Origin of the sequence: Flavivirga amylovorans (genome assembly GCF_030540875.1) — a bacterium.
Lineage (GTDB): Bacteria > Bacteroidota > Bacteroidia > Flavobacteriales > Flavobacteriaceae > Flavivirga > Flavivirga amylovorans.
Genome location: NZ_JAUOEM010000002.1, coordinates 82,315 through 94,057, shown reverse-complemented (window position 1 = coordinate 94,057; position 11,743 = coordinate 82,315). Strand labels below are relative to the sequence as shown.

The following is an 11,743-nucleotide window of genomic DNA, read 5'->3' as shown; positions in this document are numbered from 1 at the left end:
AACAAAGGTAATCGTTGCGCAAGGCTCTAAAAAACACAGAATTCAACTCAAAAGCTTGTATTTAAAGGGCTTTTGTTTTAAGACGCGTTTGTTTGTTCTCAAATTTATGAGCTTGTAAATGTCTTACTTTAAGTGTCATTAGGGGTTTTATGTTTAATACAACATGATAGACTGTTTTGGCATCGCTTCTCACTGTTTTTGTAATGAATTTCAAGTATTTTTTTAAATTATAAGCCATAGCAGATAAGTGCATTACCTTATTAGCTTGCTAAATACCAATAGTATTGATTTTTCTGAGACCCATGTATTCTTTTAAAGTTCCAAAAACTGGTTCTACTGTACTTTGTCGCTTTGATTTCATGTAACGTCCTTATTTCGTTGATACTGCTCGCGATAATAAGTGACACTAAATTTTTTCTCTTGAGCACTTTTACCTAAACAGGTCCGCTTTAAGGGACAGTCTAAACAAACATGCTTTCTTGCTCGATATTCTTTTTTTCTGGTGCTTGGTACGATAATCTAAAAACACTTTTATAAATGGTATAATTTTTCCTTGTGAACACACATAATAATCTTCTTTTTTATGGTAAGTAAAACCGTCTGGACCACCTTTGTAAGTCCCATGCGGTGGTATAAAACTCTTTAAAGCTTCGCTTTCTAAAAAGGCGTAATTCTCTCCACTACTATAACCTGTATCAACTACACAGTTGTGCCAAAGTAAACCTTGGGTATGTAATCTGTTTTTTAACCGCTTTGTGATATCCTGTAAATACTGATTATCTTTCTTATCTGCGTGATACGCATTGATATCTGTAATAACATGATGAGCGGTATCTACACTTAATCGGCTCATGTAGTTTAGCTTTCTTGCTTTACCGGGTTTTACACTGATCCGTGAATCGGGGTCGGTAGGACTATAATGCGTTTTATTTGAAGTGTATTTACTAGCTTTGTTACCTGCTCCTGGACGCTGATCTTGATCTTTACTCCATTTCTCATTTCTGCTTTTAATTGCAGCTAATTCTTGACTAGTAGCACTTAGAGATTGTTGTGATCTTAAAGTTTTATTAACTTTTGACTTCTTTATTGAAGTTTTTTTTTATCTATTTTACTGATATGCCGGATATGATGCAAATGAGTTTCTAAATCTTCCTTTGGGACTTTTAGCTCCAGACTGTCCATAGAGGCATTCGCCTTTATTGGTGCAGAATCGATCGCCTGGGTATGGCCACTTACCATACCTTTTTCCACGCACAATCTTAGTACCCTTGTGAAAACCTCCTCAAATATAGATTCTGGGTACAATTGACGGGTTCGACTAATGGTAGAATGCCAGGGCAGTTCCTCATCTATATCATAGCCTAAAAAATAGAGGAAATCCAAACGCATACTGCTATGCTGTATCAAATGTCTATCACTGATGATGTTTTCTAAATAACCGACCAAACACAGCTTAAAGAAAACCACGGGATCGATGCTCTTTTGACCGCTTGATCCATAATAGGGTTTGGTCATTGGATATAAAAAGTTGAGATCTAGAACTTCTTTTAATCTCCTATAAAAGTTGTGCTCGGGAACACGATCGCTCAATTGGAATTAAGCAAATAATTTCTCTTGATAACCTTTCTTGCCTTGCATAACTAAAGATAATCATTTTATCTATATATTGGTCTTGTGCAACAGGCACAAAGTGTATATTTAATTGCTTGTTCTGTGTGTACTCGGAAAATCCTATGGATTTTCCTCTGGTTCGTTTTCTTTTAATAACTTAGTTCTAACCAAAGCAACTAACCATACACGAACACGTTAGCAAAAAAAACATTACAGTCAAACAGAATAAAACTGTATATCAGCAAGATAAATTAAAAGTCGGGTTAATGTCGGGAAAAATACTAGTGGAAATTATTTTTGGGTATTAAACAAATTGTATTCTTGTAATAGATTTTAGTAAAAAAATGAAGCAACCAGAATTAGGACAAAAAATAATAGAACTTCGAAAGAAAAAAGGATTAACCCAAGAGGAAGTTGTTGAAAAATGCAATATAAATGTAAGAACATTACAACGAATCGAATCTGGAGAAGTTAATCCTAGAAGTTTTACAATTAAACTCATCTTCGAAACACTCGATTATGATATAAATAATGAATCATTAACTGAAAAACAACGATTACTGACCTATATCGAAGATTCAATTGACAAATTCAACAAACAAATTCAAAATATAAATCTAATGAAAAATTCAAAAAACTTCTTTCATAATTATTTCTTGGCAATTGGTATTATATGGTTCTTTTGTGCATTATCAATTGTTATATTTAAACTTAATTTTCAGGTTAAAGAAATATTATTAACAATAATTATTCCGCTTGCTTTTTCCATATTTAAAAGGTTTACTCAAAATAATTCTTCTGAATTAGTTGACAAAAAAGTAGAGAAAAATTAAAACCAGACCATAACACCATATAAACTTTATTGCTGGCTTTTTACTTACTTGCAAAGTCCTCTCGGACTTTCTTGGTCAGTAATTATTTAGTAGCTTTACTGCTAAACCAACGCTACAAATCTTATACAAAAACGTTAAACATTATTAAACATTAATTGATAAAATTTATGAATGATAAAATGTATTCTTCCATTGAGGAAGCATTAAAAGAAAAAAAAAGTCTCTTGCCTAAAATTAACAAACCAAAATTTAAATGTAATACCTGAATCCATAAGGAGTTTTCCAAATTTGGAATACCTGGACTTGAGCGATAATCAAATCGAAGAAATACCTAAATGGATTAATGAACTAAACCATTTAGGGACTCTCTATATTAGAAATAACAAACTCAAAAATTTACCTGAATCCATTGGTGGATTAAAGGAATTAGGCATTCTGGACCTATCAGAAAATGAACTCACTAAGTTACCAGATTCCGTAGGAGAACTCGAAGAACTTTGCCACCTACACTTAAATCGAAACAAGTTAACTGAATTACCAACCAGTATTGGGAGTCTATTCAACCTTGAGAGAATGGATCTTTCAGAAAATCTTATTACAGGTATTCCAGAATCTTGGGAAGAATTAGATCAATTGTATGAACTAGACTTGTTTAAGAATAATATCTCTGAGGATAAAAAAGAGGAAATAGAAGATTTATTACAAGCTTGTGATGTTAATTTTGATGAAGAAAGAGATTTTTATGACTCCGACATAAATTTAGATGACGAAGATGAAATGGATGAATGGGATTAGTATTTCGTAAGAAAAGTCAGTTTAATTAATGCTTTCTTGAATTAGAAAACAATGGCTAACACAAAATAAAAAGCATTAAAAACGGCTTTTTATTTGAACCGTTATTTGCAATTCCCCACATCAGAATCCGATTAATTCCTTGAGCTAACGAGGTAAAAAGAGGCTGAGAAAAGAAAAAAATAATTAACTGATTATCAATAACTAAATTTGATGTTAATCGAGATTGATACAATGAAAAAAATACTGTTTTTATTAATACTAATCCCAACTGTTTCATTAAGTCAACTGAAATTTGATAAAACCGAATTGATTCCATGGATAGCAAGCGACGTATCTGAATATGAAGGAGCATATTTGTTTGTGTTTTTAGATGAAGAAGAATCCAAAATAAATATTGCGATAGAGGGAAAAATAATCTGCGCACAGCGTGTTTCAGTATATAGATCTTTTAAAAATATCGAATTAATTGATTGGGATGTTGAATACTTCACATATACGAATGTAAAAATTAGTGGAAATAAATTCTTTTCAAATGAAACTAGTGGTGAGTTTGTGATAAAAGAAAATAGGGGGTGGAGTCAAAAATATTTAAAACTAGATATTCCTTTAGGAGGAGTAGAAACACAGTTTGAATTTGGTTTTCTCGAAAAAGACAGCGACCATTTTAGTTATAAACAGACAACCGAATTTGAAATTATGAAAGATGAATATATAAGGTCTTTATCTTTAGAGGAACTAAGAATAATGAGAAACGAAATATTTGCAAAGTATGGCTATATCTTTAGAGAGGGAGGTAAAATGGATCGATACTTTAAAAAACAGGAATGGTATAGAGGAATCTATGAAAATGTTGATGATTTTTTGACGGATATTGAAAAAGCTAATATTAGTGCGATACAGAAAGTTGAACAAGAAAAAAAAAGCAAATAACAAAGTATAACAAATCATAGTCGCCTATCGGCAGGCTTCTCTTGTTATACTAAACGTTGTGTGCAAGCTTGACCCGTCCTGAATAAAGATAATTACTAAAAGCTGTATGCAATTAGAAAAACATTAATAAGAAATTGATAAACAAAATATCAATATTACCCAAGAAGGTTTTTTATCATATTTTTGCATTTCTGTAAAGATTATGCTTCAAGTAAAAAATATATCATTTAGCTATAAAAAACAAGCTGTTTTAAATAACATCAGTTTTAATGTTAAAGCAGGAGAACATGTTTCTATCATAGGTGAAAGTGGTTCTGGAAAAAGTACCCTTTTAAAGCTACTTTATGGCACTTATGATTTACACAAAGGACACATTTTTTGGAATAATTCTGAAATTTTAGGGCCAAAACACAACCTGATTATTGGCCCGGAATTCATGAAGTATGTCGCTCAAGAGTTCGATTTGATGCCTTTTATTACTGTTGCCGAAAATATTGGTGCATTCCTGTCTAATTTCTATCCTGAAGAAAAACAAGCACGTATTAACGAGTTATTAGATGTTGTTGAATTAAAACCTTTTGCTAAAACAAAAGTTAAAGAATTAAGTGGTGGACAAAAACAACGTGTTGCTTTAGCCAGAGCCATTGCAAAACAGCCCGAAATAATCTTATTAGACGAACCTTTTAGTCATATTGATAACTTTAAAAAGCAATCTTTACGCAGAAGTTTATTTAAATACCTAAAAGAAAAAAACATTACCTGTATTGTTGCAACTCACGATAAAGATGATGTGTTATCATATTCAGATAATATGATTGTACTTCATGATGCAAAAATCATGGCTAATACTACACCTCAAGAATTATACAACAATCCTGAAAACAAACTTATTGCTTCTTTTTTTGGAGAATTTAATGAGATCAATAGTAAAATTATCTATGCCAATCAATTAAAACCTGTTGATAGATCCGATTTAAAAGCAATCGTAAAACAATCTTACTATAAAGGATCTTTCTATTTAATTGAAGCTGATTTAAATGGGGAAAACGTATTTTTTGAGCATGATGTCCAACTTAAAAAAGGAAAAACGGTCTTTTTATATCAAGTTTGATATAGAACTCATTTAGACTTTTTCAATTTGCTAAAAAATGGCTGTTTTCAACTCTGTTTTTGTCTTTTTTTCCTTCTGTAGCTCTGCTATGCAACTCAAAAAAGTCTTTAACATAGGCAAAAACTTCTAATTTTCACTTAAATCCAAAAAGTCTAAATGAGTTCATATCTTTGCAACAGTTCATTGGAAACATTCTTTTTAAAAATTTTGAAGGCTATGTGAGACAATAATGTCTTACATAACATTTAAAATTAAATAGTATGAATTGGAAAATTCAAAAACTACAAAATGGAGAAACCATTATTTCAAAAGAATCCGGTAATTCTATGTTACCTCTGCTAAAGTCTAAACAACCTGTAAAACTTCAACCTATTCAATGGGAAGATTGCGAAACAGGAGATATTGTTTATTGTAAGGTTAGAGGCAATTGCTTTACACATCTTGTGAAAGGAAAAAATAACAAGCGTGGCTTATTAATTGGTAATAATCATGGAAGAATTAACGGATGGACTAAAAATGTTTATGGAAAAGTAATAGAGATATTACCAATGTCATAGACATTATCTAATGAATAAAAACACTTACAATACTTCTTTTTCGGCATACTGTAATCCATTTGGTAATTCTATTGAAGAGAATTCTAAATGTAGAATAAATTGTCTTTTCATAGTATACAACCCAAGTTAAATTAGTTTGTTTTTCTTTTAGATAATTAGATTGACTAAAAACTTCTGTTCTCTAAAAACAACCTTATCACCAACCGTTTTCCCAATTAACAACTGCCCAATTGGTGTACTAGGTGAAATAGCATAGAATTGAACCCCATCAACAATTAATTTACCTGTACTAATAGCAATAAAATAATTGGCTTGAGAGGTGAAAACAACACTTCCTAGACCAACTACTTTTAATGTTTTAGAAATATCCATTTTAAATAAAATCTCTTTAATTTTTTGAATTTCGGCTAGTTGACTTCCTGCTTTTTCACGTTCCAATTGTAGCATAGCGCGTCCAGTTTCATGTTTATCGCCTGCACTGCTTTTTGTTTCTGAAGTCAATGAAACCTGAATTTCATTTATAGTATTCTGCACAGTTCGATATCTATCATTTATAGCGTCTAAACATTGTGAATACAGATCTTCTTTAATTTTTAAGAGGTTTTCCATCATTTTTAGAATAATCTAATGATCCAAAATAATTCATTTGTTTTACAATCCAAGTCTTTCTGGTTTGAATATAATTTGAAGCGGGATTCGCTTTATAAACTCTTGGGTTTGGCAAAATAGCAGCGATAGCAGCTGCTTCATATAGCCACAGTTTACTTGCTGATTTTTTAAACCAGTACCGCGATGCTGCCTCTGCACCGTAAATTCCATGTCCCATTTCTATACTATTTAAGTAAACTTCAATAATACGCTCTTTAGACCATATCCATTCAATTAAAAAAGTAAAATAGGCTTCCAAGCCTTTACGAAGCCAACTACGTTGTGGCCATAAAAAAACATTTTTTGCTGTTTGTTGACTTATCGTACTAGCTCCCTTAATTTTTTGCCCTCTTTTATTATTCTTATACGCTTTTTCAATGGCCTTTATATCAAAACCCTTATGGGTTAAGAAATTTTGATCTTCGCTACAAATAACTGCTAATTGTAAGTTCTTGGAGATGGCATCAATCGAAACCCAATCGTGCTTCCAAAATGTTTCTTTTTTAACATCCGATTTTTCAAAATGCCTTATTACCATAAGAGGGGTAACAGGCACTGGCACCCATTTATAAAGAAAAACAAGGCCTATAGATAATATAACAAACCACAGCGCAATTTTTAATATGAATTTAAAAAAACGTTTTATCAACTTGAATAGTTTACTTTTTAAGAGTCCTTTTTATTCAGAAATTAAATCCGCTAATTCCTTTCCAACCAAACTCCCAATTGCAATGCCCATACCTCCTAGACGTACACCACAAAACACATGATTTGATAGTTGTTTTACAACTGCTTTTTTCTGATTACCTATTCCCATAATACCACTCCACCTATGATCAATTTCGAAATCAGTCTCAGGTAAAATAGTCGTTTTTAAAAGTGCTTCCAGTTTATTTTGAACTAAGTCTGTTTGATTAAACTTTGTAGTTTCCTCCCTTTTAAAATCAAGATGTCGACCACCACCAAGCAAGATCCTATCATCAACATTTCTAAAGTAATAATACCCTCTATCTAAATGAAAGGTTCCTCGTATATGAAGGTTTTTTATAGGTTTTGTAATTAATACTTGTGCTCGAGCGGGCTTTACATTTTCATTTATTAATTGTGTTGCGAAACCATTCGTAGCAATTAATAGATTAGACGTCGAAAACACAAACTGATTTGTTTCTACTTTTATTGCATTGATATCTTCAGAAAAACTTTGAACAGTCATATTATTAAGGATTTTTATTCCTTTTTTAAATGCTAACTGAGTTAATGACACCATCATGTTCCCGGTATCAATTTGTCCTTCAAATTGATTGAACACGTATTGATTCTCTATCTTCTGGAATTTAAAATCATTGGGCTTTACACTAAATACAGGGTCTTTAAATATTGGTTGAAGTAACTTATTAATATGTGCTTTTTTTGAAAGGCATTCCTCCAATAAATCGTCTTCTTTTGTAAACAGCTCGTAACCTCCAAGCCCTTTATAGTTAATTGCCTTATCTCCTAAGGTTTTACGCAATAATTGTAACCCAACAACTCGTTTTTTCACAAGTTCTATGGCTTCTTCTTCGGTATGTGACTTTAAATCATCCAGAATTTCGCTTAGACTACCAAAACAAGCAAAACCAGCATTTTTAGTACTTGCTCCCTGAGGTAAAATACCTTTTTCCAGTATCAGAATATTAACTTTAGGAAAACGCTCTTTTAAATTTAAGGCACAGTTTAAACCAACGATACCACTACCTACAATAGTAAAATCTACATTAGTTAACCAGCTTTTTATTTCCCAATAGGATAAGTCCATCTTACGAAGTTACAGTTTTCGTGTTAAGGATAGAAACTCTTAGACTTACTTCTCTATAAAAAGATAGAGCATACAGCCTGACTTTTGTTTTTACAAGAGGTATTAATAAAAAACTCCGAAATTGCTTTCGGAGTTTATCATTTATTCTTCTATTTCTTTTTCTATTACAAAGTCTTCCATAAACTTAGTGGTATAGTTTCCAGCTAAATAATCTGGATGATCCATAAGTTGCCTATGGAATGGAATGGTCGTTTTAATACCTTCTATTACAAACTCATCTAAAGCTCGCTTCATTTTATTAATCGCTTCTTCTCTGGTTTGCGCAGTTGTAATTAACTTAGCAATCATAGAATCGTAATTTGGTGGTATGGCATAACCGGCATAAACATGAGTATCTAAACGTACTCCATGACCTCCAGGGGCATGTAACGTTGTTATGACACCTGGTGATGGACGGAATCCATTAAACGGATCCTCTGCATTAATACGACACTCTATAGAATGTAATTTAGGCGTATAGTTCTTTCCTGAAATTGGAACTCCTGCAGCTACTAATATTTGTTCACGAATTAGGTCAAAATCTATGACTTGTTCTGTTATAGGGTGTTCAACCTGAATACGTGTATTCATTTCCATAAAATAGAAATTACGATGCTTGTCTACAAGAAATTCTACAGTCCCTGCGCCTTCATATTTAATATATTCTGCTGCTCTAACAGCTGCTATTCCCATATCATCACGAAGCTTTTTTGTCATGAAAGGAGACGGTGTTTCCTCTGTTAGTTTTTGATGGCGACGTTGTACTGAACAGTCTCTTTCTGATAAGTGACATGCTTTTCCTCTAGAGTCTCCAACAATTTGAATTTCGATATGTCTAGGCTCTTCAATAAGCTTTTCCATATACATATCGTCATTCCCAAAGGCAGCCTTACTTTCTTGTCTTGCTGAATCCCAAGCGTCTTTTAAATCTTCTGGTTTCCATACGGCACGCATACCTTTACCTCCACCTCCGGCAGATGCTTTTAACATAACCGGATAACCTGTTTCTACAGCTACTTTTTCACACTCTTCAAAAGTTTCTATAACACCTTCACTTCCTGGAACACATGGAACACCTGCGGCTTTCATCGTTGCCTTTGCATTCGCTTTATCTCCCATTCTATCAATCATCTCTGGCGAGGCTCCGATGAACTTTATACCATGTTCATCACAGATTTTTGAAAATTTAGCGTTTTCAGATAAAAAACCATACCCAGGGTGAATAGCATCGGCATTTGTAATTTCTGCTGCTGCTATAACATTAGACATTTTTAAATAGGATTCACTACTTGCTGGTGGACCTATGCAAACGGCTTCATCAGCAAATTTAACATGTAAACTTTCCTCATCTGCAGTTGAGTAAACAGCTACTGTTTTGATACCCATCTCCTTACAGGTTCTAATAACACGTAATGCTATTTCACCTCTATTGGCTATTAATATTTTTTTGAACATAACTTGTTGAATTAAAAATTACAAATTCCAATCGCCAAATTCCAAACATTGGATTTCGAGATTTGTATATTGGAATTTTTAATAGGTTATGACGGGTCTACTAAAAATAGTGGCTGATCAAACTCTACAGGTGAAGAATCGTCAACTAATACTTTAACTATCTTTCCAGAAACTTCAGATTCAATTTCATTGAAAAGTTTCATTGCTTCAATAACACAAAGCACATCTCCTTCAGCAATGGTTTGTCCTACCTCGACAAATAGAGGCTTATCTGGTGCTGGTTTTCTATAAAAAGTCCCAATAATAGGAGATTTAATTGTTATATATTTTGAATCTTCAGCAGCGGCAGGTTCGCTTGCTTTAGTTGGTGTAGCTTCTGTTGCTACTGGTTGCACAGCTAGCGGAGCTGCTTGAGGTATATGAGTCGAAGGAACTTGATGTACAATAGTTGTATCTGACTCTGATCCTGTTTTAATGGTGATTTTAATATCATCCATCTCTAATTTAACCTCACTTGCACCAGATTTGGCTACAAACTTGATTAAGTTTTGAATCTCTTTTATATCCATGATTTCCCTAATTATTGGTTAGTTTACTGAATTATATGCCCATTTTAAATAAATAGACCCCCAATTAAATCCGCCACCAAAAGCAGCAAATATTATATTATCTCCTTTTTTAAGTTTCGATTCGTAATCGTTTAGAAGTAACGGTAATGTTGCAGATGTCGTATTACCATATTTCTCAATATTCATCATTACCTTTTCGTCTTCTAATTCTATACGTTGTGCAGTAGCATCAATAATTCGTTTATTGGCTTGATGCGCTGCTAACCAAGAAACAGAGTCTTTAGTTAAGTTGTTGCGTTCTAATATTTTAACAGTGGCATCTGCCATATTAAATACCGCATTTTTAAACACCGTTCTTCCTTCCTGAAAAGCATATTGTCCGCCTTTTTCCATCGATTCTGGTGTTAGCGGAAATGAAGATCCTCCATAAGTGGCCTGTAGAAATTCTCTACCAGTACCATCACTTCTTAAATACTCATCTTGAAGTCCTAAATTCTCTTCATTAGGTTCGAACAAAACAGCACCCGCTCCATCACCAAAGATGATACAAGTGGCTCTATCTTTATAATTAATAATAGAAGACATTTTATCGGCTCCTATTAATAATACGTTTTTATATCTACCAGATTCTATATAACTAGCTGCTACCGACATACCAAACAAGAAGCTAGAACATGCCGCATCCATATCGAATGAAAAGGCATTAACAGCTCCAATATTAGATGCCGTGTAAGCTGCCGTTGAGGCTGCTTTCATATCTGGTGTTGCTGTAGCAACAATAACAAGTTCTATATCTTTGGGATCAATACCTTTTTTATTAATAAGGTCTTGGGCAGCTTGGATAGCTAAATAAGAAGTACCTTTTCCTTCGTCTTTAAGAATTCTACGCTCTTTAATTCCCGTACGAGAGGTAATCCACTCATCATTTGTGTCAACCATAGTCTCAAGAATCTGATTAGTTAACACATATTCTGGTACATACGCACCTACAGCTGTAATTGCTGCTGAAATTTTACTCATAACTTTATAGTTAATTCGACCAAAAAATCATTAAAATTGGACAAAAACGTTCAAATTTTGGTGAAAACTACTAAATTTTAGTTTAATAACACACAAATTAATTGTTTTTGTCTTAGAAAAAACACTTCATAAAAAAAAACGCTCACAGGTGAGCGTTTTATTATATGCATGCATACTATTTATGCTACGTTTTCTACTTCTGAGTTGTCAATTAATACCTGACCTCTGTAATATAATTTTCCTTCAAACCAGTGAGCTCTGTGGTATAAATGAGGTTCACCTGTTGTAGGGCATGTAGCAATCTGTGGCGCAGTTGCTTTGTAATGAGTTCTTCTCTTATCTCTTCTTGTTTTTGAGATTTTTCTCTTAGGATGTGCCAT

11 protein-coding genes and 2 pseudogenes are annotated in these 11,743 nt (G+C 33.0%); 5 read left to right on the top strand and 8 right to left on the bottom strand.

Features of this window, described 5'->3' with window-relative positions:
* Window positions 1-61 precede the first annotated feature (61 nt).
* A pseudogene (locus Q4Q39_RS20670) lies at window positions 62-1,590 on the bottom strand (IS1182 family transposase).
* 365 nt (window positions 1,591-1,955) lie between these two features.
* Between Q4Q39_RS20670 and Q4Q39_RS05520 the strand changes: the two are divergent.
* The 5 genes and pseudogenes from Q4Q39_RS05520 (at window position 1,956) to Q4Q39_RS05500 (ending at window position 5,837) form a co-directional block, all read left to right on the top strand.
* A complete protein-coding gene (locus tag Q4Q39_RS05520; RefSeq protein WP_303281392.1) occupies window positions 1,956-2,444 on the top strand; it encodes a helix-turn-helix domain-containing protein in 489 nt (162 codons plus the stop codon).
* A 240-nt stretch (window positions 2,445-2,684) separates the two neighbouring features.
* Window positions 2,685-3,239, top strand: a pseudogene (locus tag Q4Q39_RS05515) (leucine-rich repeat domain-containing protein); the annotation flags it as partial.
* 231 nt (window positions 3,240-3,470) lie between these two features.
* Window positions 3,471-4,169, top strand: a complete 699-nt coding sequence (locus Q4Q39_RS05510; protein WP_303281391.1) for a YARHG domain-containing protein — start codon at window positions 3,471-3,473, stop codon at window positions 4,167-4,169.
* A 202-nt stretch (window positions 4,170-4,371) separates the two neighbouring features.
* Window positions 4,372-5,280, top strand: coding sequence for an ABC transporter ATP-binding protein (locus Q4Q39_RS05505; RefSeq protein WP_303281390.1), 909 nt, complete (start codon window positions 4,372-4,374; stop codon window positions 5,278-5,280).
* A gap of 260 nt (window positions 5,281-5,540) precedes the next feature.
* The gene (locus Q4Q39_RS05500) at window positions 5,541-5,837 is read left to right on the top strand and encodes a S26 family signal peptidase (RefSeq protein WP_303281389.1); all 297 of its coding nucleotides are present in this window, start codon (window positions 5,541-5,543) and stop codon (window positions 5,835-5,837) included.
* Between the two features lie 147 nt (window positions 5,838-5,984).
* Here Q4Q39_RS05500 and Q4Q39_RS05495 read toward each other — a convergent pair whose 3' ends face one another.
* The 7 genes from Q4Q39_RS05495 to rpmF all read right to left on the bottom strand — a co-directional run bounded on the left by Q4Q39_RS05495 (window position 5,985) and on the right by rpmF (window position 11,743).
* Window positions 5,985-6,449, bottom strand: a complete 465-nt coding sequence (locus Q4Q39_RS05495) for a GreA/GreB family elongation factor (RefSeq protein ID WP_345075328.1) — start codon at window positions 6,447-6,449, stop codon at window positions 5,985-5,987.
* Window positions 6,424-7,134 (bottom strand): monofunctional biosynthetic peptidoglycan transglycosylase, encoded by a 711-nt coding sequence (gene mtgA, locus Q4Q39_RS05490; RefSeq protein WP_303281388.1) that lies wholly within the window; start codon window positions 7,132-7,134, stop codon window positions 6,424-6,426. The genes Q4Q39_RS05495 and mtgA overlap by 26 nt, the downstream gene beginning before the upstream one ends.
* Before the next feature lie 30 nt (window positions 7,135-7,164).
* Window positions 7,165-8,280, bottom strand: a complete 1,116-nt coding sequence (locus Q4Q39_RS05485) for an NAD(P)/FAD-dependent oxidoreductase (protein ID WP_303281387.1) — start codon at window positions 8,278-8,280, stop codon at window positions 7,165-7,167.
* Between the two features lie 141 nt (window positions 8,281-8,421).
* Window positions 8,422-9,774: an acetyl-CoA carboxylase biotin carboxylase subunit gene (gene accC / locus Q4Q39_RS05480; protein WP_303281385.1), complete on the bottom strand. Its 1,353-nt coding sequence runs from the start codon at window positions 9,772-9,774 to the stop codon at window positions 8,422-8,424.
* Window positions 9,775-9,860: 86 nt separating this feature from the next.
* Window positions 9,861-10,343 (bottom strand): acetyl-CoA carboxylase biotin carboxyl carrier protein, encoded by a 483-nt coding sequence (accB, locus tag Q4Q39_RS05475; protein WP_303281384.1) that lies wholly within the window; start codon window positions 10,341-10,343, stop codon window positions 9,861-9,863.
* An 18-nt stretch (window positions 10,344-10,361) separates the two neighbouring features.
* On the bottom strand, window positions 10,362-11,363 hold the full coding sequence (locus Q4Q39_RS05470) for a beta-ketoacyl-ACP synthase III (RefSeq protein WP_303281383.1): 1,002 nt from the start codon (window positions 11,361-11,363) through the stop codon (window positions 10,362-10,364).
* 179 nt (window positions 11,364-11,542) lie between these two features.
* Window positions 11,543-11,743 carry a 50S ribosomal protein L32 gene (rpmF, locus tag Q4Q39_RS05465; protein WP_135877381.1) on the bottom strand — a complete coding sequence of 67 codons (201 nt, stop codon included), beginning with the start codon at window positions 11,741-11,743 and terminating at the stop codon, window positions 11,543-11,545.